Here is a 24,485-nt window from a genome sequence, read left to right on the forward strand (position 1 = left end):
CAAACCCCGAGGCGAGTAAAGCGGGACAAGCGGAAAAAACGGCCTATTTGGTGCCAAACATCCGATCACCCGCATCCCCTAGTCCCGGAACGATATATCCTTTGTCATTCAGGTGACTGTCGAGCGATGCCGTGACGATGGGCACATCGGGATGCGCCTCCTTCATCCGCGCCACCCCTTCCGGCGCCGCAAGCAGGCACAGAAAGCGGATGTTCGTCGCGCCTGCGTTCTTCAGAAGGTCCACGGCGGCGGCAGAGGAATTGCCGGTGGCCAGCATCGGATCGACCGCGATCACCAGCCGGTCCTCCAGACTGTCGGGCACCTTGAAGTAATACTGAACCGGCTGCAGCGTTTTCTCGTCCCGGTAGAGCCCGACAAACCCGACCCGGGCGGAGGGAATCAGCTCCAGCACCCCGTCGAGCAGCCCGTTCCCGGCCCTGAGGATCGAAATCAGCGCCAGCTTCTTGCCCTCCAGCACCGGCGCATCCATCTCCTCCAAGGGCGTCTGGATCCGCTGCGTGGTCATCGGCAGCCCGCGCGTGATCTCATAGGCCAAAAGCTGCGATATCTCGCGCAGCAGCTGCCGGAACACAGCCGTGGACGTGGCCTGATCCCGCATGATCGTCAGCTTGTGCTGGACCAGCGGATGGTCGACGACGGTCAGATGTTCGGTCATTGCGGGTGGTCCTTCAGCTTTTCGGCGATCTTGTCTCTGGTATCCCCGTCACAGAAGGCCGCGTCCAGAGCATTGCGGGAGATTTCCAGAAAATCCTCCGCCCCCCAGCCGAAAGCGCGCGCCAGTTCCTCATATTCCCGCGTCATCGTCGTGTGAAAGAACGGCGGATCATCGGTCGAGACGGTGACCTTCACCCCCCGCTCCCGCAGGCGCTGAATCGGATGGCGGTCCCAGCGGGGATAGAGCCCAAGCATGACATTGGAGCCCGGGCAGACCTCCAGTACAACCCCGTCCTCGGCCAGCCGGTCGACCAGCGCCAGATCCTCAATGGCGCGCACCCCATGCCCAATCCGCTCGACCCGCAGCACGTCCAGCGCATCGCGCACCGACTGCGGCCCGCCCCATTCGCCGGCATGGGCGGTCAGGCGCAACCCCGCCTCCCGCGCCAGATCGAAGGACCAGGTGAAATCGCGCAGAGCCCCGCGCCCCTCATCCCCGGCAATCCCGAAACCGGTGATGAAATCCCCCACCGTCTCCGCCGCGCAGAGCGCGGAGGCCCGCGCCTTCTCCGGTCCGAAATGACGGATGCAGGTGACAATGCCGCGCAGGATGATCCCGTCCCGCGCCTCCGCCCGGGCCGCCGCCTCCTGCATGGCCAGCAGATACTCCCGCCAGGCCCCGACATCCGATCCGCCGCAGAAATCCGGCGAGACGAAGGTCTCGGCATAGATCACCCCCTGCGCCGCGCTTTCCTCCAGCACCGCCGTAACCAGCCGGGCGTAATCCTCCGGCGTCTTCAGGACGGAGGTTGCGGCCTCATAAACGGATAGGAAATGCACGAAATCCCGAAAGGCATAGCTGCCATCCTCCCGGAAGACACCCGAGATATCGATGGATTTCTCCTTCGCCAGCCCCCGGATGAAAGTAGGCGGCGCCGCCCCTTCCAGATGCAGATGCAGCTCCAGCTTCGGCAGGTCACGCAGGCTCATGGGGTCTCTCTGAATTGTTCGCGCCGCCTCCGGCGGCACGATGCCTCCGGCGGGAGTATTTTAGGAAAGATGAAGCCGGAACGCGCGGCCCGTCTTCATCTTTCCTAAAATACTCCGGGGGTGTCGGCCGCAGGCCGGCGGGGGCAGCGCCCCCTTCCCGGCCCGTCCGCATGTCCGCGTTCAGGCCCATGTGACGCCCAGATGCCCTGCGGCCAGCTGCGCCACCCCGGTAAAGGGGATCAGCCCGAGTTCCCCAGCCCCCTGTCCGGCGACCAGCACGGGCACGCGTTCCCGCGTATGATCCGTGCCGCTCCAGCTCGGGTCATTGCCATGATCCGCGGTCAGGATCAGCATGTCCTCCGGGCGCAGGCGCGGCAGAAGCGCCCCGATTTCTGCATCGAACCATTCCAACGCCCGGGCGTAGCCGGAGATATCGCGGCGATGCCCGTAGAGGCTGTCGAATTCGACGAAATTGGCGAAGGTGAGCGAGCCGTCCTCCGCCTCTGCCACCGCGCGGGCAAGATGCTCCATCAGCTCGTCATCCGTGCCTTTCACCACATCATCAATCCCGCGCATCGAAAAGATGTCCCCGATCTTGCCGATCGCATGGGTCGGATGACCGGCCTGCTGCACCCGGTCGAGCAGCGTGGGCGCCGGGGGTTCGATCGCGAAATCGCGGCGGTTCTTGGTGCGCGCAAAGGTCTCCGGCGTCTCGCCGGTAAAGGGCCGGGCGATGACCCGCCCCACCTTCATCGCATGCAACGTGGGCGCCAGCTTCCGGCACATCTCCATCAGCGCGTCGAGGCCGAAATGCACTTCATGCGCGGCGATCTGGAAGACGCTGTCGGCGGAGGTATAGCAGATCGGGCGGCCGGTTCGGATATGCTCCATCCCCAGCTCCGCGATAATGGCGGTGCCGGAGGCGTGGCAATTGCCGAGGATGCCGTCACTATTGCCGGCCCGGCAGGCGGCGGCGATCAGCTCTTCGGGGAAGCTGTTCTGCGTATCTTTGAAATAATGCCAGTCCCATGGCACCGGCACGCCCGCCAGTTCCCAGTGGCCCGAGGGCGTATCCTTGCCCGGGCTGACCTCCGTTGCCGCCCCCCATGTGCCGGTGGGCGTGGCGGAGAGACCCGGCACCGCATCGCCGCTGGCCAGCCGTACCGCTGCCCCGAGGCCGAGCGCGTCGAGATGCGGCAGGTGCAGCGGGCCGGAGCGTCCTTCCTCCGCCCGGCCCTCCGCGCAGGCCTGCGCGATATGGGCCAGCGTATTGGCGCCGGTATCGGGCAGGTCGCCGTTGAAGAACCGGTCCGCATCCGGCGCCCCGCCGATGCCGACGCTGTCCATGACGACAAGGAAGACGCGGGCCATCAGCCGATCCCCTCGCGGATGAGCTCCGGCACATCTGGTTCGGCCTCCGTGATGGTAATCGCGGCCTGCACGGCCTTCACCGTCTGGCTGGCCTGATCCATGCGGGAGGCATGGACGCGGCCCAGCGCCTGCCCCTTCTTCACCGGAGTGCCCAGCGGCAGCATGTCCGACAGGCCCACGGCATGGTCGATATGGTCCGTCTCCACCTTGCGGCCGCCGCCAAGGTCGACCACGGCGAGGCCAAGCGCCTGCCCGTCCATCGCGCCGATATAGCCATCCTGCGGCGCGGGGATCTCGCGGATCACGGTCGCCTCGGGCAGGAAACGGGCGTAGTTTTCCATGAACTGCACCGGCCCGCCCATGGCGGCGACCATGCGGCCCATATGCTCTGCAGCCTTGCCGGAGGCGATCGCGTCGAGGATCATCCTGTGGCCCCGCCCCACATCCTTGGCCATTTCCGCCCCGGCGAGCACCACGCCGCCCAGCATGGCGGTGAGTTCCAGCAACGGCCCCTCCGCCTCCCCGGTCAGCACAGCGCAGGAGGCGGCCACCTCCAGCGCATTGCCAAGAGCGGGTGCCAGCGGCTGGCTCATGTCGGAGATCACGGCGGAGGTCCGGCAGCCCGCCTCATTGGCGGTGGTCACCAGCGCCTCCGCCAGCGATTTTGCCTCGTCCATATTCTTCATGAAGGCGCCGGAGCCGATCTTTACGTCAAGCACCAGCCCGTCCAGCCCCGCCGCCAGTTTCTTGGACAGGATCGACGCGGTGATCAGGTCGAGGCTTTCCACGGTCGAGGTCACATCCCGGATCCCATAGAGTCGTTTGTCGGCGGGTGCGATTTCAGCGGTGGCGGAGACGATGGCGCAGCCGGCCTTTTCGACAACGGCGCGGAGCCGGCCCTCGTCCAGCCCGGTGATCAGCCCCGGGATCGCCTCCAGCTTGTCGAGCGTGCCGCCGGTATGGCCCAGCCCCCGGCCGGAGATCATCGGCACATAGGCCCCGCAGGCCGCCAGCGCCGGGGCCAGCACGAGCGAGACGCAATCACCCACCCCGCCCGTCGAATGCTTGTCGAGCACCGGACCCGGCAGCGACCAGGAGAGCACCTCGCCGCTGTCGCGCATCGCGAGCGTCAGCGCCACCCGCCCCTCGTCGGACAGGCCGTTGAGCAGCGCCGCCATGGCAAAGGCCCCGGCCTGGGCATCCGTCACGCTCTGATCCGCAAGCCCCTGGGCGAACCAGGCAAGTTCGGCTCGGGAGGGCGTGTCGCCGTCGCGCAGCCGCGCAATGATGCGGCGGGCATCCATCAGCTTTTCTCCATGAACCCGGCGTCGAATTTGCCCGGCAAGATCTGGGCCACGGTCAGCTGCAGCCGTTCTCCGCCGAGCGTGCCGAGGGTGACCATGACATCCGGCCCGGCGAATTCCGCCAGCTTCTGCCGGCAGCCGCCGCAGCAGGGCACAGGCGCGGGGCTGTCGGCGATGACGGCGACCTCCGCGATCTCCCGCTCTCCGGCGGCGCACATGGCGGCGATGGCGCCGGCCTCCGCGCAGGTGCCTTCGGGATAGGCGACATTTTCGACATTCACCCCGGTGAAGATCGCGCCCGAGGATGTGCGGATCGCCGCACCCACCTTGAAGTTGGAATAGGGGGCATAGGCATTGTCCCATACCTCGCGGGCGGCTTGCATCAGGTCCATATCGTGCTCCTTACCGGGAGTCGCAGTCTTGGTCGGGCGGGCGCGCAATGCAAGTGGGCAGGACGCGGGGTCAGCCGGACGGGGTGCGGGTGTCGGGGGCGGATGCGCTCCGCGCGGGAGTATTTTTGCCAAGATGAAGGGGGGGGGGCGCATAAACCTTGATAGGGATTAACCTTGATCAGCGGTTAGGATCAGGAGGGCTGTCATATGGCCGTTTCCACCGGCGTGGTTTATGGGCGGCAGCGCGAGGCGGGGCTTCCGCCCCGGGAACAAACGGTTTAACGCTGAACCATCCCCTGCCCGCGCGATTTTGTGAAGGAGCCCGATGATGCCCGATGATGCCAAGCCCGACAGCCGCACCCTTCTGCGACAGGCGGCGCTGACCTATCACGAGACGCCGCGCCCCGGGAAGTTGGAGATCCGGGCGACAAAGCCCCTGGCCAACGGGCGCGACCTGTCGCTGGCCTATTCGCCGGGCGTGGCCGAGGCCTGCCTTGAGATCAAGGATGATCCCGCGAATGCCTCGCGCTACACCGCCCGCGGCAATCTGGTGGCGGTCGTGTCCAACGGGACCGCCGTGCTTGGCCTCGGCAATATCGGCGCGCTGGCGTCGAAACCGGTGATGGAGGGCAAGGCCGTCCTCTTCAAGAAATTCGCCGGCATCGACTGTTTCGACATCGAGGTGAACGAGAGCGATCCGGTCAAGCTGGCCGAGATCGTCTGCGCGCTGGAGCCAACCTTTGGCGCCGTGAACCTTGAAGATATCAAGGCGCCGGACTGTTTCATCGTCGAACAGCTCTGCCGCGAGCGGATGAACATCCCTGTCTTCCATGACGACCAGCATGGCACGGCCATCGTGGTGGGCGCGGCGGCAACCAATGCGCTGCATGTCGCGGGCAAGGACTGGGGGGAGATCAAGGTCGTGTCGACCGGCGGCGGCGCGGCGGGCATCGCCTGCCTCAACATGCTGCTGAAGCTCGGGGTGAAGCGGGAGAATGTCTGGCTCTGCGATATCCACGGGCTGGTCTACGAGGGCCGGGCGGAGGATATGAACCCGCAGAAGGCCGAGTTTGCCCAGGCTTCGGACAAGCGGACGCTGGAGGATGTGATCGAGGGGGCCGATCTGTTCCTGGGCCTCTCTGGCCCGGGCGTTTTGAAGCCCGAGCAGGTGGCGCGCATGGCCGCAAAGCCCATCATCTTTGCGCTGGCCAACCCGACGCCGGAGATCATGCCGGACGAGGCGCGGGAGGTTGCGCCCGATGCGATCATCGCCACGGGCCGCTCGGATTTCCCCAATCAGGTCAATAACGTGCTCTGTTTCCCCTTCATCTTCCGTGGCGCGCTGGACGTCGGCGCGACGGAGATCAACGACGAGATGGAGCTGGCCTGTATCGAAGGCATCGCGGCGCTGGCCCGGGCCACGACCTCGGCCGAGGCCGCCGCCGCCTATCAGGGCGAAAAGCTGACCTTCGGGGCCGACTACCTGATCCCGAAACCCTTTGATCCGCGCCTGTCGGCCACCGTCTCCAGCGCCGTGGCCAAGGCTGCGATGGAGTCGGGCGTGGCAACACGACCGATCGAGGATCTGGCGGCCTATAAGGAGAAACTCCGCGGCTCCGTCTTCAAATCCGCCCTGCTCATGCGGCCCGTGTTTGAAGCAGCCCGCACCGCGTCCCGCCGGCTGGTCTTTACCGAAGGCGAGGATGAACGCGTGCTGCGTGCCGCCCAGGCGATCCTGGAGGAGACCACCGAACAGCCCATCCTGATCGGCCGCCCCGAGGTGATCGAGGCACGCTGCGAACGGGCCGGGCTGAAAATCCGCCCGGACACCGATTTCACCATCGTAAACCCGGAAAACGACCCCCGCTACCGCGACTACTGGGGCACCTATCATGAGATCATGGCCCGGCGCGGCGTCACCCCCGACCTTGCCCGTGCCATCATGCGCACCAATTCCACCGCCATCGGCGCGGTCATGGTGCATCGTGACGAGGCCGACAGCATGATCTGCGGCACATTTGGCGAATATCGCTGGCATCTCAACTACATCACCCAGGTTCTGGGGACGGAGAAGATGCACCCCCATGGCGCGCTGTCGCTGATGATCCTGGAGGACGGGCCGCTCTTCCTGGCCGATACCCATGTGCATTCCGACCCCACGGCAGAACAGATCGCAGAAGCCGCCATTGGCGCCGCCCGGCATGTGAAACGGTTTGGCCTGCACCCTAACGTGGCGCTCTGCGGCCGGTCCCAGTTCGGCAACCAGGATACGGAATCCGCCCGCAGGCTGCGCGGCGCGCTGGAAATCCTCGACAGCGCGCCTCGCGACTTCACCTATGAAGGCGAGATGAACATCGACAGCGCGCTGGACCCGGCGCTGCGCGAACGTGTCTTCCCCGGAAGCCGGATGCAAGGCGCGGCCAATGTGCTGATCTTCGCCAATCCCGATGCGGCCTCTGGGGTGCGGAACATCCTGAAGATGAAGGGCGGCGGGCTGGAGGTCGGCCCGATCCTGATGGGTCTTGGCAACCGCGCCCATATCGTCACGCCCTCGATCACGCCGCGCGGATTGCTGAACATGGCGGCCATTGCCGGCACGCCGGTGGCCGCCTACGGGTGACCCCTTTGCTGTGACGGTCGGATTTGCTTATCCGCAGTGCGGAATTTGCAAATCCGGCCAGATTTCGCGCCGATACCCCGCCGACAGCATAACTTTGCAAAATTTTGCAGTGCGCTAACGGCAAAAATTGCAAATTTTCCGCGCCAAAGCGCCGCGCCTGCCACCGATTTTCTTGCCCCATGGCCCGCCCATCCCCTACTCCATAGGCGACGAGGAGGAGGACCAAATGGCATACAAGGACATCTACGGCGACTGGCAGCAGGATCCCGAACGCTTCTGGATGCAGGCGGCAGAGGCCATCGACTGGGATCGCAAACCATCGAAAGCGCTCGATGACAGCAAGGCGCCCCTCTACGAATGGTTCTCCGACGGCATGGTCAATACCTGCTGGAACGCCGTCGACCGCCATGTCGAAAATGGCCGGGGCGAACAGACCGCCATCATCTACGACAGCCCGATCACCCACACCAAGCGCGAAATTTCATATGTGGAGCTGCGCAACCGTGTCGCCAGCCTGGCCGGCGCGCTGCGCAAGAAAGGGGTCGAAAAAGGCGACCGCGTCATCATCTACATGCCGATGATCCCGGAGGCGCTGGAGGCCATGCTCGCCTGCGCCCGCCTCGGCGCGGTGCATTCCGTGGTCTTCGGCGGCTTTGCCGCCAACGAACTGGCCGTGCGCATCGACGATTGCACACCCAAGGCCATCATCGCCGCCTCCTGCGGCCTCGAACCGGGCCGGGTTGTGCATTACAAACCGCTGCTCGACGGCGCCATTGAGCTGGCAGACCACAAGCCCGACTTCTGCGTGATCTTCCAGCGCGAACAAGAAGTTGCCGAACTCACCCCCGGCCGCGATGTCAACTGGCACGGCTTTCAGTATGGCGTCGAACCCGCAGAATGCGTACCCGTGGAGGGCAACCATCCGGCCTATATCCTCTACACCTCCGGCACCACCGGCCAGCCCAAGGGCGTCGTCCGCCCCACCGCCGGCCATCTCGTGGCCCTCAACTGGTCGATGAAGAATATCTACAACGTCGATCCGGGAGAGGTGTTCTGGGCCGCCTCCGACGTCGGCTGGGTGGTCGGTCACAGCTATATCTGCTACGGGCCGCTGATCCACGGCAACACCACCATTGTGTTCGAGGGCAAGCCCGTCGGCACCCCCGATGCCGGCACCTTCTGGCGCGTCATTTCCGAACATAAGGTGCGCAGCTTCTTCACCGCCCCCACCGCGTTCCGCGCCGTAAAGCGTGACGACCCCAAGGGCGGATTCCTCAAGAAATACGACATCTCCTGCCTGAAACAGATCTATCTGGCCGGCGAACGCGCCGATCCGGACACGATCACCTGGGCCCGCGACCACACCGGACTGCCCATTATCGACCACTGGTGGCAGACCGAAACCGGCTGGGCCATCGCGGCCAACCCGATGGGGATCGAGGAACTGCCGGTCAAGCTCGGCTCCCCCTCCGTCGCCATGCCCGGCTATGACGTCTGCATCCTGGACGAGGCCGGCCACCCGATGAACCCCGGCGAGCTCGGCGCGATTGCCATCAAACTGCCGCTGCCGCCCGGCACCCTGCCCACACTCTGGAACGCCGAGGCACGCTTCAAAAAGAGCTATCTCACGACATTCCCCGGCTATTACGAGACCGGCGATGCCGGCATGATCGACGAGGATGGCTATCTCTACATCATGGCCCGCACCGATGACGTCATCAATGTCGCGGGCCACCGCCTCTCTACCGGCGGAATGGAGGAGGTGCTGGCCTCCCACCCCGATGTCGCGGAATGCGCGGTCATCGGTGTAACCGATACGCTCAAGGGCCAGCTGCCCATAGGCTTCCTCTGCCTGACCAAGGGCGTGAACCGCCCGCATGACGACATCACCGCCGAAGCCGTCAAACTGGTGCGCGACAGGATCGGCCCGGTCGCCGCCTTCAAGCTTGCGGTCATCGTCGACCGCCTGCCCAAGACCCGCTCCGGCAAGATCCTCCGCGCCACAATGGTCAAGATTGCCGATGGCGAAGATTTCAAGCTCCCCGCCACGATCGATGACCCGGCCATCCTCGATGAAATCCGCGAGGTGCTGAAAACCATCGGCTACGCGACCTGACCCCAGCTTCTTTGGTCCCCAAATATCCTGGGGGAGGCGCGGCCAGCGCCCGGGGGCAAAGCCCCCGATCCGCGCCGCAGGCGCCTGAGATAGAACAACGGGCGGGGCCATCGGCCCCGCCCGTTTCCTTTGGGTCGGATGGGTCGGACCTCTGCGGTCCCGACCGCTCAGCGACCCTACAGCTCAGTGCTTCTGAACAAAGGCGTCCACTTCACGTTCCGCCTCTTCCTTGGCATAGCCGTAACGCTCCTGCAGCTTGCCCACCAGCTTCTGGTGGTTGCCCTGCACCACGTCCCAGTCGTCATGGGTCAGCTTGCCCCATTGGGCCTGCGCTTCCCCTTTGAACTGCTTCCAGTTGCCTTCGATTTGATCCCAGTTCATGGCTCTGTCCTCCTTGGGTTGCCATTCGCGGGATCAACTGGCAGCCCACCCGAAGGGTTCCCGCCACCTCACAGCATCCTGCGCCAGATCTGGCCGTTCAGATCGGCGCCAAATGACCGGTGCCGCTCCTCTTCCACCAACATAAACCCCCGGGATTGATAAAGTTTCCGCGCATCCGAGAGCACATCATTGGTCCAGAGATCGATCCGCGCATATCCTGCCTGCGCCGAGAATGTGAGGCATTGATCAACCAGTTTACCCCCGATCCCCAGCCCGCGCGCCCGCGCGCCCACATGCAGCAATCGCAGCTGCGCCACATCGAGGCTCTTCTCCATCACGAAGACCGCGCCGGAGGCCACGCCATCCACCTCCGCAATCCATCCCCGCTCCCGCTCTGCCGGCTGTCGCGCCGCGAACTCGCCGAGGATCTTCAGCACCAGCGTCTCATATTCTCCGTTCCAGCCATATTCCCGGACGTAAAGCCGCGTCTGCTCCGAGACCACCCAGCCAAGATCGCCCGGCCGCACCTCCCGCAAAGCAACCGCCCGCTCCGTCGCGGCGCCCAGAAGCCCCTCGATCTCCGCCATGGCACCGGTCAGCCGCGCCTGCATCTCTGGCGGCATCCCCGCCAGATAATCCGCAATCTGCCCGCGCTGCCGCGTCACGTTCTCCGCATAGAGCGCCCGCCCCGCCTCCGTCAGCACCAGCGGCTGGCGCCGCCCGTGCTCCGGGTCGACCTCCCGGACAATCAGCCCGCCCGCCTCCAGCTCCGCGACGGCCCGGCTGATCTGCCCTTTGTCGAGCCCGATCTCCCGCGCCAGCTCCGCCGCCGTCGGCGCGGCGGCCCCGGCAATACCCACCTGAAACAGCACCCGCATCGGCGTCAGCCCGAAGCCGGAGCCGAGGAACTGCTCCCCCAGAGCACCTACAAACTGCGTGTAAAACCGGTTGAACCGGCGCACCGCATCGACCTGCGCGACAGGAATTTCTGGCAACTGACCCGGCATGATGACCCTCGCAACACTTATGTTGCGCCAGTCAACACTATAATGTTGCGTCAGTCAACTCTGGAGGGTTGCGTCGGTCAGCGCCCAAAGCTGCCCCCGCACCACATTCAGACAAACTGCTCCCGGATCAGCCGCTCTTCCAGCCCATGCCCCGGATCGAACAGCAGCCGATGCACCACCTTGGGCTCCGACCGGATATCGACCGAAATCACATTCGGTACCGACCGCGAATCCGCATCCGCCATCACCGGCCGCTTCTCCGGCTCCAGCACGTCGAACCGCACCGACGACGCCACGGGGATCAATGCCCCCCGCCACCGCCGCGGCCGGAAAGGCGCAATCGCCGTCAGCGCCAGCACATCGGAATCAATTGGCAGGATCGGCCCATGCGCCGAATAATTATACGCGGTCGACCCCGCAGGCGTCGCCAGAAGCGCCCCGTCGCAGACCAGCTCCTCCATCCGCACCTTGCCATCCACGGTGATCCGCAGCTTTGCCGCCTGCGGCCCTGCCCTCAGCAGCGACACCTCGTTGATCGCCAGCGCATCCTGCATCTTGCCATCGGCCCGCGTCGCCCGCATCAGCAGCGGATTGATCAGCGCCTTCTCGGCCGCCATCACCCGCTCCAGCAGATCCTCCTCGTGATATTCGTTCATCAGGAAGCCGACCGTGCCCCGGTTCATACCGTAGACCGGCGCATGCAGATGCTGGGTGCGGTGCAGCGTGGCCAGCATGAACCCGTCGCCGCCAAGGGCCACGATCACATCCGCTTCCGCCTCGGGCATCTGGCCAAAGCGCGCCACAAGCACATCTTTCGCCTCGCGCGCCCTGGGGCCCCGGCTGGCGACAAAGGCCAGTTTCATCTGCACTCCCCGCCCCGCCCGGGGCCATTCCGATCCATCGCATTCGGAAACAAGCATAATCCCGGCGCAGGGACCAGCCCCGTCCGGCACCGCCCCGGCACCCGCACCCCGCCCATTGCCGCAATCCAACATCAAAGCGTCACATTCGACCCTTCCTCCGCGCCCCACGATGCGATACATGACCCGCAACCCCGGACCCAGCTCTGAAGGAGATCGGCCATGAAAGACGCCATGACGGACAGCGGCTTCTTTACCGAAGCCCTCGAATCCCGCGACCCCGAAATTTTCGGCGCCATCCGCAACGAACTTGGTCGCCAGCGCGACGAGATCGAGCTGATCGCCTCCGAGAACATCGTCTCCGCCGCCGTGCTCGAAGCGCAGGGCTCGGTCATGACCAACAAATATGCAGAAGGCTATCCGGGCAAGCGTTACTATGGCGGCTGCCAGTATGTCGACGTGGCCGAGACGCTGGCCATCGAACGCGCCAAAGAGCTCTTCGGCTGCAAATTCGCCAACGTTCAGCCCAACTCCGGCAGCCAGATGAACCAGGCGGTCTTCCTCGCTCTGCTGCAGCCCGGCGACACCTTCATGGGCCTCGATCTGAACTCCGGCGGTCACCTGACCCACGGCTCCCCCGTCAACATGTCGGGCAAATGGTTCAACGTCGTCTCCTACGGCGTGCGCCAGCAGGATGAGCTCCTCGATATGGAAGACATCCGCGAAAAGGCGCTGGAACACAAACCCAAGCTGATCGTCGCCGGCGGCACCGCCTATTCCCGCGTCTGGGACTGGCAGGCATTCAAGGATATCGCAGACGAGGTCGGCGCCTACCTGATGGTCGACATGGCCCATATCGCGGGCCTCGTGGCTGGCGGCGTGCACCCTTCGCCCATCGGCATCGCCGATGTTGTCACCACCACCACGCACAAGTCGCTCCGCGGCCCGCGCGGCGGCATGGTGCTGACCAATGACGAAACCATAGCGAAAAAGATCAACTCCGCCGTCTTCCCCGGCCTGCAGGGCGGTCCGCTGATGCATGTCATCGCCGCCAAGGCCGTGGCCTTTGGCGAGGCGCTGCGCCCCGAGTTCAAGGATTACGCCGCCCAGGTCGTCAAGAACGCTCAGGCCATGGCAGACCAGCTGATGAAGGGCGGGATCAACGTCGTCTCCGGCGGCACCGACAATCACCTCTGCCTCGCCGACCTGCGCCCCAAGAAGGTGACCGGCAAGGCGGCAGAGGCCGCGCTTGGCCGCGCCCATATCACCTGCAACAAGAACGGCGTGCCCTTTGACCCCGAAACGCCCTTCGTCACCTCCGGCATCCGCCTCGGCGCCCCCGCAGGCACCACCCGCGGCTTTGGCGAGGCAGAGTTCCGACAGATCGCCGACTGGATCGTCGAAGTGGTCGACGGGCTGGCGGCCAACGGCCCCGAAGGCAACAGCGAGGTCGAGGAAAAGGTGAAATCCGAGGTCTCCGCCCTCTGCGCCAAATTCCCGCTCTACGCCGAGATGTGATACCTCCGGACAGACCCATCCAAGGGCCGCCTCGTGCGGCCCTTTTTATTGACCAACGACCGCCCCGAAGAACAAGCCCCCCCCCTTTTTCTTGCCGGAAATATCCTGGGGGTCCGGGGGCAAAGCCCCCGGCGCTCTCCATCAGAGCAGCGCCACCGATCAGCCCGATCAGATCAGCCCGCGCCAGCGCAGCACGACCAGGGCAAGAATGCCAAACAGAATAAAATTGAACGCCAGCGAGGCCAGCGCCCCAACGAGCTTTGTCTTCCGCAGCTCACCCGGCGCCGTCGTCTCGATCCCGGCCATCAGCCGGTCGAAAGCGTCCAGAATGGGCTTCTCCTCGACCTGCAGGCGCAGATCGGGATGCGACATCCGGGCCTGGGCCTGCAGCACCTCCTGACCGGCCGCGCGGGCCCGCGCCGGAAGCCGCCGCCCGGCCCGGTTCAGCGCCTCGCGCAGCGTGTCCGGCCGGCCGCCAAACCGCGCCGCCAGCGCCTTCCGGGCTGTTTCGGCCCTGGTGTTAAATTCGGCTTCGTCGATCACTATGCACCTCGCAGAACGCCTCATACTGCGCCCGGCGCAAAGCCTCAACCATACTGGTAACTGTCCCGCGTCACGACTACTGTCCCGACATGCTCAGAATGATCCGCCATGATGGCCCGACAGACCAGCCGCCCCTTATCATCGCCCATGGCCTCTTCGGGTCCGGGCGCAACTGGGGCGTCATTGCAAAACGCCTCTCGGGGACCCGCAAGGTAATCGCCGTTGACATGCGCAATCATGGCGAAAGCCCCCGGTTCGACACCAACAGCTACACCGACATGGCAGGCGATCTTGCCGAGGTCATCGCAGCCACAGGCCCGGCCCATCTGCTGGGCCATTCCATGGGGGGCAAGGCGGCCATGGCTGCCGCCCTGCTGCATCCCGCCGGCATTGAAAGCCTGATCGTCGCCGACATCGCGCCGGTTGGATATGCCCACAGCCAGTCTGACAAGATCGACGCGATGGAGGCAGTGGACCTGGGCACCATTTCCCGTCGCTCCGAGGCGGCCGAGGCTCTGGCCGGCCAGGGCATAGACCCCGCCCTTCAAAGCTTTTTCACGCAGTCGCTGGATATCCAGAACCGACGCTGGCGGTTCAACCTGCCCGTCCTGCGGGATGAGATGGACAAGATCATCGGCTTCCCCGATCTCGCCGGGCAGTTTGCGCGCCCCGCCCTCTTCCTCGCCGGCGCCGACAGCGACTACGTCACGCGGGAGGCCAGGCCGAAGATCCAAGACCTGTTTCCCGCCGCCCGGTTTGCCAAGATCCCCGGCGCAGGCCACTGGCTGCATGCCGACAAGCCGCGCGAATTTGTCGCCGCAGTGGACGCGTTTCTGTCTGCCGTGGATCAGCGCCAGATCATGGCCTGAGGCTCTCCCCTATTCCGCGACCGGAGCCTCCGGGTCGACCACCGCCGGCTCCTCAACCGCAGGCTCCTCAACCGCAGGCTCCTCGACCGACGGCTCTTCCACCGATGGCTCTTCGACGGAGGGTTCCTCTACCGAGGGTTCCGGCTCCGCCTGAGCTTGCCCCTCCGGCTCCCCCTCCCCCGGAGGTTCCGGGCGCAGATAGGCCCGCCGCAGGTCCGAAAGCCCCCGGTCCAGAAACCGCTCGATCTGCGGGATCGTGGGGTTGGACGCTGAAATCTCCGCCTGAACGCTGGCCAGAAGGGCGCGCAGCTCTGCCAGTGGAATGCCGGTCAGATCGTCGCGCTCCAGCGGATCGACCTGACCCTGGGACGACAGAACCTCCCCCTCCGCCAGCGGATCGGGCCGGACAAATGGCCAGCGGGGCCCGCCAAGGTAGACGGCGGCAAACATGGTCTTGGCCTTGCGCTCGGCCGTGCCCCCGACCCGCAGCGCCTCGTAGAACATACGATGCGTGTCGCGCCAGGGCCGGGTGTGATAATAGGTCGAGCCTTCGTTGCCCACGCCGCAGTAGCTGTCGTGAATGGCGGCGGCCCCGGCAAATTGCCGGGTGGTCGGCGCGCCGATCATATCCGCAAAGGCCGGCGGGATCGACGCCCCGTCTGTCAGAATGCCCTTCGGCGCAACCCATCGCCGCCCGCCCGCATCGACAAAGCTCAGATCCGACGCGAGCGGCCGGAAAGGATAGGCCCGCCGCGGCAGGCGAACGATCTGCGCGGCCAGTTGCAGCGGCGCGTTCACAAAGGTGCAGAGCGTCGTATCGCTGCCAGAGCAGAACCCGGCGGCGGGCGCAGAGTATGTTCCGTGAGTGGTGGGTCCCGCACAGGCTGACAAAGCCGTCAGGACCGGGAGAGAGAGGAAAATGCCTCGCATTGGTCCGATTTTCGAAAAAGTGTTAATTTAATGCCGTGATTGTTTCATGGATCGACGGTCGGACGCAAGGATTTTGCGCAGTTCCGGGCAGCGAGGTTGTTCCGGCGGTCGAATATCGGGCAGCGGAGGTCTGAGCTGGTTGAGGCGGGAGCGTCGAACGGCAGGCGCATCTGTCGGGCGTCACGCCCCCAGCTTAACGGTTGTACGTCAGAGATGAGGGCTGCGCCTGTCTGGGCGGGCGCGACTGCGCCTGCCGGGGTGAGACGGGACCGTCGCGCCTGTGGCGCGGCGTAAGCCCGTCGAACGGCAGGTGCATCTGTCGGGTGTCACGCCCCCCAGCTTAATGGTTGCACGTCAGAGATGAGGGCTGCGCCTGCCTGGGCGGGCGCGACTGCACCTGCCGGGGTGAGACGGGACCGTCGCGCCAGTGGCGCGGCGTAAGCCCGTCGAACGGCAGGCGCTTCTGACGTGCGTCACGACCTCCAGCTTAACGGTTGCACGTCAGAGATGAGGGCTGCGCCTGCCTGGGCGGGCGCGAATGCGCCTGCCGGAGGGCAGGCAGGCGCAGCCCGGCGGTGCCGGGCGAAATCTAGTAGAATCATTTCAGTCTTCAAATTCACAATTTGACTTACGAATTCTTACTCCGGTAAAACCATTCTCAACCAAAAGAGACCGCAGGACACCAATATCAGTTTTGTTGTTCGGCCCCACAATCACCTCAGCAATCGATTGAGATAATTTTTGACCACCATAATCTTCGGCATCGAGGCGCAAATTTACAAACGGCACTATACCACGTTTCGAAGAACGGTATTTTACAGTTCCATTTATTTCGTAGACTCCTCCGCCGAGGATAGACATAGGAGAATCTGAATTCTCCGGCCCCCAAACGAGAGAAGTCAATCTTACCTCGTCTTCCGCACGCCAAGAGGTATGCTTGAAGGCCGCACTCGCCTCCTGCAAACGGTAACTGGTTGTATATACAGCGACCCTACGCTCCTCATCTTCAGCGGCACCAGAGAATTTGAGAACGCCATCCTGCCAAATTTTCTCAATCTTGTCTTGAAAGTCCTTAGTGTCGTAAACTACATCAGTCCACAAGTTCATGAAATAATCTCGATCGAGCCCCAGCGAAAAACCGACCCCTTTCGAGCCATAATTTAGCCATGAATATAAATCATCAGCCTTCTTGCTAAAGGAGCAACCAAATATCCGAGTGCTTTCCCGAAGCCCATTGAAATGATCACGAAGCCCACTTAGGAAATTTCCGTTTGGCGACCGGGCATCAAAATCCATCCCTTCAAGAAACTCCGCAACAATACGAAAACTCTCCCCAACCTCACGTGGATCGTTCATATACTTTAAATCGCTAGCCCAAATAGCTTTGTTTTGAATGATCTGCAAGAATGCGTGCGCATCGCAGTAGTGGTAGTAGCAAACCGGCTGACTCATATTCAAGTAACCAGCCAATGCATTTCCACTCATGTACCACCTCACAAAATCGTAATAGAAAATTCTAAAAAAGCGCCTTCAAAGTCAAGAAAAGGTTTCGATCCACTCAGGAAAATCTCCCGCTTCGATATCACTCACCTTGAGGAAATTCTTTCGAAGATTTTTGGCACCCCAACCGGGTGCCGCACGCGATTTGCCTTCCGGCAATTCGCTTTCGCGCACTCACCCTAAAGATGGACAGCCCTCAGCTGTCCATCTTTAGGGCGCTAATAAACGCTTCCTGCGGGATATCCACCTTCCCGAACTGACGCATCTTCTTCTTACCGGCCTTCTGCTTGTCCAGAAGCTTCCGCTTCCGCGTCGCATCGCCGCCGTAACACTTGGCCGTCACGTCCTTGCGCAATGCCGCCAAGGTCTCCCGCGCAATAACTTTCCCGCCAATCGCCGCCTGGATCGGGATCTTGAACATATGACGCGGGATCAGGTCCTTGAGCTTTTCGCACATCGCCCTGCCCCGCATCTCCGCCCGGTCGCGGTGCACCATCATCGACAGGGCATCGACCGGCTCGTCATTCACCAGGATCTGCATCTTGACCAGGCTGTCCTCGCGATAGCCCTCCAGCTGATAATCGAACGAGGCATAGCCCTTCGTCACCGATTTCAGACGGTCGTAGAAGTCAAAGACCACCTCGTTCAGCGGCAGGTCATAGACCGCCATCGCCCGCCCGCCCACATAGGTCAGATCCAGCTGAATGCCCCGCCGGTCCTGGCAGAGCTTGAGCACATCGCCCAGATAATCGTCGGGCACCATGATCGTCGCGCGGATCCGCGGCTCCTCGATATGATCGACATGGGTCATGTCGGGCATGTCGGCGGGGTTGTGCAGGTCGATCTTCGTGCCGTCCCGCATATAGACATGGTAGATCACCGAAGGAGCGGTGGTGATCAGTTCGATATCATATTCCCGCTCGATCCGGTCGCGGATCACCTCAAGGTGCAAGAGCCCCAGGAAGCCGCAGCGGAAGCCGAAGCCAAGCGCGGCGGAGGTCTCCATCTCATAGGAAAACGAGGCGTCGTTCAGCGCCAGCTTCTCGATCGCGTCGCGCAGATCCTCGAATTCAGCGCTGTCCACCGGGAAGAGACCACAGAACACCACCGGGATCGACGGTTTGAAGCCCGGCAGAGGCTTATCGGTCCCCTTCTTCTCGGTCGTGATCGTATCGCCGACCTTGGTGTCGCGCACCTGTTTGATCTGGGCGGTGAGAAAGCCGATCTCCCCCGGCCCGAGCTCATCCACCACCTGCATCGCGGGGCGGAAGACGCCGATCCGGTCGACCGCGTATTTCGCGCCGGTCTGCATCATGCGGATCTGGTCGCCCTTCTTCAGCACGCCATCCATGATCCGGACCAGCACGACCACGCCGAGATAGGCGTCGTACCAGCTGTCCACCAGCATGGCCTTGAGGGGTGCATCGCGCTCGCCCGTGGGCGCGGGCAGACGGTGCACGATCGCCTCCAGCACATCGGGGATCCCGAGGCCGGTCTTGGCAGAGATCAGGCAGGCCTCGGACGCGTCGATGCCGATCACATCCTCGATCTGGTCCTTCACCTGCTGCGGCTCCGCCGCCGGCAGGTCGATCTTGTTCAGCACCGGCACGATCTCATGATCGGCGTCGATGGCGGTATAGACATTGGCCAGTGTCTGCGCCTCAACCCCCTGGGTGGCGTCGACAACCAGCAAAGACCCCTCAACCGCGCGCATGGACCGGCTGACCTCATAGGCAAAGTCGACATGGCCAGGCGTGTCGATCAGGTTCAGCACGTATGTCTCGCCATTCTGGGCGACGTAATCGATGCGGACCGTGTTGGCCTTGATGGTGATCCCGCGCTCCCGCTCGATATCCATCGCATCGAGGAGCTGCGCCTTCATTTCGCGCTCCGACACGGTGTTGGTCGATTGAATCAGACGATCGGCCAGGGTGGATTTCCCGTGGTCGATATGGGCAACGATGGAGAAGTTGCGGATATGTGCGAGGTCGGTCATAGCGCGGTCAGATACCAGAGCTTTCGTGCCCTTGGAAGATGGCTTGATCACGCCCCGGCGCCTTTATTTCTGGACGCCACGCGGGCAGGCATTACCTTGCCGGGACGAACAAGGAGCAATGGATATGAAACGCGGCATCCCCCTGATCGGCGGCCTTGTCCTGGGCGCGGCCCTGGGCGCGCTGACGGGCAGCGTCACAATAGGTGCCATCCTTGGACTTGGTGTCGGCATGCTCGCAGGGGCGGCCTTGGGACAAGGCAATCCCGACCGCTTTCCCAGCCCCGGCCCCGACCATGGTCGCGACATCACAGACAGGCTGGACGGCGGCCCGCCCGACGATGGCCCGGACGGGCCCGATGGGCCGGATGGGGACTGAGGCCTTCCGCCCGCTGACGCATTCGTGAACCGCCATGCCGGACCCTTGCGCTACCTTTCCGCCATCACATCCAGGGAGATCCTCATGCAGACCCGACGCAGCCTCTTGATGACCGGCGCCGCCGTGGCCGGTGCAACCCTCATCCGCCCCTATGCCGCCATGGCCGAAAGCCACGGTGAGATGGGCGGTGACATGTTCAAAACCCAGAGCGGAGAGATCACGATCCACCCCGTATCCCACGCCTCCTTCGTGATGGAGACGCCCTCAGGCGTGATCTACAACGACCCCGTCGGCGGCGCGGCGCTTTATGACGATTACCCTGCCCCCGACCTGATCGTGCTGACCCACCATCATGGCGACCATTTCGACCCAGAGACGTTGCAGGCGCTCTGGAACGACAAAGTCGAGATGATCGCCAACCCCACGGTGTTTGAACAGCTCCCCGAAGAGATGAAGGCCAGAACCCAGTCCGTATCAAATGGCGACAGCATCACGGCCATGGGCCTGCCGATCCGCGCGATCCCGGCCTACAACACCACCGAGGACCGGCTTCAGTACCACCCACAGGGCCGCGACAACGGCTATGTCCTGTCGATCGACGGGCTGAGCGTCTACGTCGCCGGCGATACCGAAGATATCCCCGAAATGCGCGCGCTGACCGATATCGACATCGCCTTTGTCCCCTTCAATCTCCCCTATACGATGAACGAAGAACAGGCCGCCTCCGCCGTCACCGAATTCGCGCCGAAAGTCGTCTATCCCTACCACTATCGGGACAGCGATCCCGAGCTTTTTGCAAAGCTCGTCGCCGATGGCGGCAGCGGATCGGAGGTACGGATCGGATCCTTCTACGGCACCAGCACCTGACTACAGGTCTGGCTGTAATTCGCGCCCGGGCCGCGACGGAACCTCCGCGGCCCGGGCGACATGAGCAAAAATCCGCCGACAGGATTTTTGCATCTTCCCGTCAATTGAAAAATTACCACCGATTCGGCAAAATAGCACCAACAACACTGTAAATCCGGGCATCTGAAATCGGGGCAAACCGGGGCGTAAAACGACCCCGGCCGGTCAGCGGAACCCGGGAACAGAGCCGGACAAAGAACTTGGGACATAAGGCAGTGAACACGCGCTTTCCGATTTTCGCGGCGACGGCCGCTCTTATTCTGACATCCACCTCCGCCATGGCCGCAGGGCCCGTCAGCCGCGCCTGCATCGCGTCTGACCGCGCCAGCAGCAGCTACGCGCTCTGCTCTTGCCTGCAGCAGGTGGCGAACAAGACGCTGACCCGGCGCGACCAGCGCACGGTCGCGAAAATCTTTAAGGAGCCGCAGCTGGCGCAGGACATTAAGATGTCCAAGACCACTGCCAATGACGTCTTCTGGGAACGCTATCAGGTCTTCGGCGCGACCGCGACCAAGACCTGCTCGTCCTGATCGCTCAGGCTTTGGCCAGCAGACCGCGGGCGCAGACCTCGATCAGGTCCAGCGCCCCGTCAAAATCCCTGGTGTAATAGGGGTCGGGCACGGCATCCGCCCCCGCCTCCGGCGCATAATCCGTGAACAGCCGCACTGGCACATGGGCCCCCTCGGGCCGCAGCACCTCCACATCCGCGAGGTTCTGCCCGTCCATACAAAGGATCAGGTCGAACAGACTGAAATCGCTCACAGAAAACTGTCGCGCACGGAGCCGGGACAGATCATAGCCCCGCGCCTGCGCCGCCGCCTGCATCGGCCCGTAGGGCGCCTCCCCCACATGCCAGCCGCCTGTGCCGCAGCTGTCCAGCTCCAGCCCCGGCGCCAGGGCACGCACCACCCCCTCCGCGGCCGGAGAGCGGCAGATATTGCCGAGACAGACAAAGAGGATGCGTTCAGGCGTGCTCATGCCCTATCCTTAGCCTGACCAGCCAAAGGGGGCAAACATGGACCGCATCGTCATCCTGACCGGCGCCGGCATCTCTGCCGAAAGCGGCATGGGCACGTTTCGCGGTGCCGGGGGCCTCTGGGAGAACAAGCGGGTGGAAGAGGTCGCCACCCCCGAAGGTTTCGCCCGCGACCCGGCCCTCGTCCACGCCTTCTACAACGCCCGCCGCCAGAAGGCCGCCACGGTCGAGGCCAACGAGGCCCATCGCGCCATCGCCCGCCTGCAGCGCGACTATCCGGGCGCCGTCACCCTGATCACCCAGAATGTCGACGCCCTGCATGAAAAGGGCGGCTCGCCGCAGGTCATTCATATGCACGGCCGCCTCGCCGGGGCGCTCTGCGCTGCCTGCGGCCATCAATGGGAAGCGCCTGCGGAAATGCACCCCGGCCATCCCTGCCCTCACTGCGCCGCCCCCGCCGCCCGGCCCGATGTCGTCTGGTTCGGGGAGATGCCCTACCAGATGGACGAGATATTCGAGGCGCTCTCCACCTGCACCCTCTTCGCCGCCATCGGCACCTCAGGCCAGGTCTATCCGGCCGCGGGCTTCGTCCAGCAAGCCTATGCCGCCGGCGCCCATACGGTGGAGATCAATCTCGAACCCTCCGCCGTCGTGTCGGCTTTTGCGGAAACACGTTTTGGCCCGGCCACGCAGACCGTGCCGCAATGGGTGGCCGACCTGCTGCCCTGAGACCTAAGCCCTGAGCACGGGTCAGGCCCTTATCCGCCGCTGCCATGCCCCATGCTGCCGTGATCCCCATGCGCGCCCGGCGCGTGGTCCAGATCGACTGGAACCTGCAAGGTAATGTCCCCGGCCTTCTCAAAACGCAGCACCATCTCGACCATCGCGCCCTGCTCCAGCGGGGCGGTCAGCCCCATCAGCATGACATGATATCCGCCCCGCTCCAGCAGAACATGCCCCCCGGCCGGAACAACGATCCCATCCGCAACCGGCCGCATCCGCATCACCCCGTCGTCGCCTGCGATATGCGTATGAAGCGCAACTTTCCGCGCGGCTGCGGTGCTCACCGCGACCAGCCGGTCATCCTCCGATCCGGTATTGGTGATCTCCATGAAGGCCGCCCCGGCCACGGCCCCGGGGCCTGAGGACAGCGCATAGGGATCGCCGAACACGATCTCCGCCCTTGTCGCCCCCGCCAACGCGACGGCCAGAGCCACACCCGCGATCAGACCCTGCCACATACCGCATCCTCCATGATCCACGCGCCCCGCTTAACGCAGGCACGCAACAGCCACCACCCAAAACGTCAAACCCCGCCAGCTGTAGCGGGCGGGGCAAGACATTCACTGTCCCGGATCGAAATCCGAAAAGGATCAGGCGGTGGCCTGTGCCTTTTCGATCTCTTTCTTCACTTTCAGCGCAGCGGCGGAAAGCTCGGCATCCTTCGCCTTGGCCAGGAACTTGTCCAGCCCACCGCGGTGATCCACGGTGCGGAGCGCAGCAGCGGAGATCCGCAGCTTGATGTTCCGGCCCAGCACTTCGGAGCGCAGGGAAACGTCATTCAGGTTCGGTAGAAACCGGCGACGGGTCTTGTTGTTCGCATGGCTGACATTGTTGCCAGTCATCGGGCCTTTACCGGTCAGTTCGCAGCGGCGCGACATGGGTCACTCCTCGTCTCATCTCTCGGGGCAACGGGTCGCGCCCACTCTCGGAAAACAAACGGGCACAGCCTTGGCAAGCGTGCCCAAAATTCAGTTCGGGCCTGATACGCGCCTTCCCCCCCTCAGTCAAGTCCGCCGGTAGAATTCCTCTCATCCCCGTGCGGAAAGCCCCGAAAGGCGCCCGCCCCCCCTTCATCTTGGCAAAAATACTCCCGCCGGAGGCAGCCCCACCATCCGCCGCTACAGACCGAAATCAGCCGCGCAGCCAGCCCAGCATCGCCTCTGCCCCGGCCGAGGCGGGAATCACCCCCGCACCCACCTCCTCGGCCAGCCGCACCATCTCCGCCCGGGCCTCCGGCGTCTCCAGCTGGGCCAACAAACCATTGCGCACATCCTCCCGGAACCAGTAGCGCGCCTGCTCCGCGCGGCGGCCTTCGAAATGGCCGGTCTCCTGCCGCCAGCCGATGAGGGTCATCATCTCCGACCAGGCTGTCTCCAGCCCGGTCTCCTCCACCGCCGAGACGGTCATCGCCTTGGGGAACCCCTCCGGATCCTGCGGCCGTTTCCGCAGCAGCCGCAGCGCCCCCGCATAATCCGCGCAGGTCCGGGTGGCGGCCGATTTCAGCTCTCCGTCGGCCTTGTTCACGAGGATGATATCCGCCATCTCCATGATCCCGCGCTTCACCCCCTGCAGCTCGTCCCCACCCGCAGGCGCCAGCAGCAGCAGAAAGAGATCGGCCATCTCCGCCACCATCGTCTCCGACTGGCCCACGCCCACCGTCTCGATCAGCACCACGTCGAACCCGGCCGCCTCGCAGAGCGTCACCGCCTCCCGCGAGCGCCGCGCCACGCCGCCCAGCTGCGACTGCGAGGGCGAGGGCCGGATGAAGGCCGCAGGATCGCGCGACAGCCGTTCCATCCGGGTCTTGTCGCCCAGGATCGACCCGCCCGACCGCGCCGAAGACGGATCGACCGCCAGCACCGCTACCCGCTTGCCCAGCCCGGTCAGGAACATGCCAAAGGCCTCGATGAAGGTGGACTTGCCCACCCCCGGCGTGCCCGACAGCCCGATCCGGATCGCCTGGCGCCGCTCGGGACGCTGCGCCAGCGCCTCCATCAGCGCCAGCGCATCCTGCCGGTGATCGGCCCGGCCGCTTTCGATCAGCGTAATGGCGCGAGACAGGCTGCGGCGGTCGCCCGCGGCGATCTTTTCCGCCATGCTGAGGATGTCCATCGTCGTCTCCGTGCTGCCTCGGCCCGGTATGCCCCGCGACGGCGGTCCGGGCAACCCGAACTGACCACGGGTACGGTGCGGGCGCTGTGCCCGGGCGCCCCCTGCAGCGCAACGTGAATGGCAGGGTCGGATGCTTTGCATCCGATCCGGGTGGGGCCCAGTCTAATCGTTTTGTTATTGAGCCTCCTACGTGGGACGGGGCAGCCTTTTGAGGCCTCGGCCTCTTTCTCCGATGAAAGTGCACATGACAGAGGAGGAAG

25 protein-coding genes are annotated in these 24,485 nt (G+C 64.2%); 8 read left to right on the plus strand and 17 right to left on the minus strand.

The genetic code is table 11. From position 1 onward, the window contains the following. Positions 1-43: 43 nt before the first annotated feature. From upp to ACRARG_RS05670, 5 genes are all read right to left on the minus strand, one after another. Positions 44-676, minus strand: a complete 633-nt coding sequence (upp, locus tag ACRARG_RS05650; RefSeq protein WP_432689017.1) for a uracil phosphoribosyltransferase — start codon at positions 674-676, stop codon at positions 44-46. Beyond that, complete coding sequence (locus tag ACRARG_RS05655; RefSeq protein WP_432689018.1) at positions 673-1,665, minus strand: adenosine deaminase; 993 nt, start codon at positions 1,663-1,665, stop codon at positions 673-675. The genes upp and ACRARG_RS05655 overlap by 4 nt, the downstream gene beginning before the upstream one ends. A 180-nt stretch (positions 1,666-1,845) precedes the next feature. After that, complete coding sequence (locus tag ACRARG_RS05660; RefSeq protein WP_432689019.1) at positions 1,846-3,036, minus strand: phosphopentomutase; 1,191 nt, start codon at positions 3,034-3,036, stop codon at positions 1,846-1,848. Continuing rightward, entirely contained in the window at positions 3,036-4,340 is a 1,305-nt protein-coding gene (locus tag ACRARG_RS05665; RefSeq protein ID WP_432689020.1) for a thymidine phosphorylase, read from the minus strand. The genes ACRARG_RS05660 and ACRARG_RS05665 overlap by 1 nt, the downstream gene beginning before the upstream one ends. After that, entirely contained in the window at positions 4,340-4,732 is a 393-nt protein-coding gene (locus ACRARG_RS05670) for a cytidine deaminase (protein WP_432689021.1), read from the minus strand. Before ACRARG_RS05670 ends, ACRARG_RS05665 begins: the two co-directional genes overlap by 1 nt. Positions 4,733-5,060: 328 nt before the next feature. On the opposite strand from ACRARG_RS05670, the gene ACRARG_RS05675 reads away from it, so the two are divergent. Both ACRARG_RS05675 and prpE read left to right on the plus strand, forming a co-directional pair. Continuing rightward, positions 5,061-7,352 (plus strand): NADP-dependent malic enzyme, encoded by a 2,292-nt coding sequence (locus ACRARG_RS05675; protein WP_432689022.1) that lies wholly within the window; start codon positions 5,061-5,063, stop codon positions 7,350-7,352. Positions 7,353-7,578: 226 nt separating this feature from the next. Next, the gene (prpE, locus tag ACRARG_RS05680; protein WP_432689023.1) at positions 7,579-9,468 is read left to right on the plus strand and encodes a propionate-CoA ligase PrpE; all 1,890 of its coding nucleotides are present in this window, start codon (positions 7,579-7,581) and stop codon (positions 9,466-9,468) included. A 183-nt stretch (positions 9,469-9,651) separates the two neighbouring features. Here prpE and ACRARG_RS05685 read toward each other — a convergent pair whose 3' ends face one another. The 3 genes from ACRARG_RS05685 to ACRARG_RS05695 form a co-directional block, all read right to left on the minus strand. Beyond that, the gene (locus ACRARG_RS05685) at positions 9,652-9,849 is read right to left on the minus strand and encodes a CsbD family protein (protein ID WP_432689024.1); all 198 of its coding nucleotides are present in this window, start codon (positions 9,847-9,849) and stop codon (positions 9,652-9,654) included. Positions 9,850-9,917: 68 nt separating this feature from the next. Then, positions 9,918-10,856, minus strand: coding sequence for a bifunctional helix-turn-helix transcriptional regulator/GNAT family N-acetyltransferase (locus ACRARG_RS05690; protein ID WP_432689025.1), 939 nt, complete (start codon positions 10,854-10,856; stop codon positions 9,918-9,920). 107 nt (positions 10,857-10,963) lie between these two features. Continuing rightward, positions 10,964-11,719 (minus strand): NAD kinase, encoded by a 756-nt coding sequence (locus ACRARG_RS05695; protein WP_432689026.1) that lies wholly within the window; start codon positions 11,717-11,719, stop codon positions 10,964-10,966. A gap of 231 nt (positions 11,720-11,950) precedes the next feature. Between ACRARG_RS05695 and glyA the strand changes: the two genes are divergently transcribed. After that, the gene (gene glyA, locus ACRARG_RS05700; RefSeq protein WP_432691320.1) at positions 11,951-13,234 is read left to right on the plus strand and encodes a serine hydroxymethyltransferase; all 1,284 of its coding nucleotides are present in this window, start codon (positions 11,951-11,953) and stop codon (positions 13,232-13,234) included. Positions 13,235-13,402: 168 nt separating this feature from the next. On the opposite strand, the gene ACRARG_RS05705 is transcribed toward glyA, so the two are convergent. Beyond that, positions 13,403-13,777: a hypothetical protein gene (locus ACRARG_RS05705; RefSeq protein ID WP_432689027.1), complete on the minus strand. Its 375-nt coding sequence runs from the start codon at positions 13,775-13,777 to the stop codon at positions 13,403-13,405. Positions 13,778-13,866: 89 nt separating this feature from the next. On the opposite strand from ACRARG_RS05705, the gene ACRARG_RS05710 reads away from it, so the two are divergent. Further along, a complete protein-coding gene (locus ACRARG_RS05710) occupies positions 13,867-14,646 on the plus strand; it encodes an alpha/beta fold hydrolase (RefSeq protein WP_432689028.1) in 780 nt (259 codons plus the stop codon). A 9-nt stretch (positions 14,647-14,655) separates the two neighbouring features. Here the strand turns inward: ACRARG_RS05710 and ACRARG_RS05715 are convergent, their stop codons facing one another. From ACRARG_RS05715 to lepA, 4 genes are all read right to left on the minus strand, one after another. Continuing rightward, the gene (locus tag ACRARG_RS05715) at positions 14,656-15,576 is read right to left on the minus strand and encodes a DUF1353 domain-containing protein (RefSeq protein ID WP_432689029.1); all 921 of its coding nucleotides are present in this window, start codon (positions 15,574-15,576) and stop codon (positions 14,656-14,658) included. A gap of 603 nt (positions 15,577-16,179) precedes the next feature. Beyond that, the gene (locus ACRARG_RS05720) at positions 16,180-17,061 is read right to left on the minus strand and encodes a DUF2971 domain-containing protein (protein ID WP_432689030.1); all 882 of its coding nucleotides are present in this window, start codon (positions 17,059-17,061) and stop codon (positions 16,180-16,182) included. A 51-nt stretch (positions 17,062-17,112) separates the two neighbouring features. Beyond that, positions 17,113-17,250, minus strand: coding sequence for a hypothetical protein (locus tag ACRARG_RS05725; RefSeq protein ID WP_432689031.1), 138 nt, complete (start codon positions 17,248-17,250; stop codon positions 17,113-17,115). 22 nt (positions 17,251-17,272) lie between these two features. Further along, positions 17,273-19,072 carry a translation elongation factor 4 gene (lepA, locus tag ACRARG_RS05730; RefSeq protein ID WP_432691321.1) on the minus strand — a complete coding sequence of 600 codons (1,800 nt, stop codon included), beginning with the start codon at positions 19,070-19,072 and terminating at the stop codon, positions 17,273-17,275. 124 nt (positions 19,073-19,196) lie between these two features. On the opposite strand from lepA, the gene ACRARG_RS05735 reads away from it, so the two are divergent. The 3 genes from ACRARG_RS05735 to ACRARG_RS05745 all read left to right on the plus strand — a co-directional run bounded on the left by ACRARG_RS05735 (position 19,197) and on the right by ACRARG_RS05745 (position 20,884). Beyond that, positions 19,197-19,448, plus strand: a complete 252-nt coding sequence (locus tag ACRARG_RS05735; protein ID WP_432689032.1) for a hypothetical protein — start codon at positions 19,197-19,199, stop codon at positions 19,446-19,448. Positions 19,449-19,532: 84 nt separating this feature from the next. Continuing rightward, positions 19,533-20,315 (plus strand): MBL fold metallo-hydrolase, encoded by a 783-nt coding sequence (locus ACRARG_RS05740; protein WP_432689033.1) that lies wholly within the window; start codon positions 19,533-19,535, stop codon positions 20,313-20,315. A gap of 254 nt (positions 20,316-20,569) precedes the next feature. After that, complete coding sequence (locus ACRARG_RS05745; RefSeq protein WP_432689034.1) at positions 20,570-20,884, plus strand: hypothetical protein; 315 nt, start codon at positions 20,570-20,572, stop codon at positions 20,882-20,884. Positions 20,885-20,888: 4 nt separating this feature from the next. On the opposite strand, the gene ACRARG_RS05750 is transcribed toward ACRARG_RS05745, so the two are convergent. Beyond that, positions 20,889-21,332 carry a low molecular weight protein-tyrosine-phosphatase gene (locus tag ACRARG_RS05750; RefSeq protein ID WP_432689035.1) on the minus strand — a complete coding sequence of 148 codons (444 nt, stop codon included), beginning with the start codon at positions 21,330-21,332 and terminating at the stop codon, positions 20,889-20,891. Between the two features lie 37 nt (positions 21,333-21,369). On the opposite strand from ACRARG_RS05750, the gene ACRARG_RS05755 reads away from it, so the two are divergent. Further along, a complete protein-coding gene (locus tag ACRARG_RS05755) occupies positions 21,370-22,059 on the plus strand; it encodes an NAD-dependent deacylase (protein WP_432689036.1) in 690 nt (229 codons plus the stop codon). A gap of 29 nt (positions 22,060-22,088) precedes the next feature. On the opposite strand, the gene ACRARG_RS05760 is transcribed toward ACRARG_RS05755, so the two are convergent. The 3 genes from ACRARG_RS05760 to meaB form a co-directional block, all read right to left on the minus strand. Beyond that, positions 22,089-22,571: a copper chaperone PCu(A)C gene (locus ACRARG_RS05760; protein ID WP_432689037.1), complete on the minus strand. Its 483-nt coding sequence runs from the start codon at positions 22,569-22,571 to the stop codon at positions 22,089-22,091. 132 nt (positions 22,572-22,703) lie between these two features. Next, entirely contained in the window at positions 22,704-22,991 is a 288-nt protein-coding gene (rpmB, locus tag ACRARG_RS05765; protein WP_432689038.1) for a 50S ribosomal protein L28, read from the minus strand. Positions 22,992-23,244: 253 nt separating this feature from the next. Then, the gene (meaB, locus tag ACRARG_RS05770; protein WP_432689039.1) at positions 23,245-24,225 is read right to left on the minus strand and encodes a methylmalonyl Co-A mutase-associated GTPase MeaB; all 981 of its coding nucleotides are present in this window, start codon (positions 24,223-24,225) and stop codon (positions 23,245-23,247) included. Positions 24,226-24,485 lie beyond the last annotated feature (260 nt).

This window comes from Pseudooceanicola profundi (assembly GCF_050897955.1).
Taxonomy (GTDB): Bacteria; Pseudomonadota; Alphaproteobacteria; order Rhodobacterales; family Rhodobacteraceae; genus Pseudooceanicola.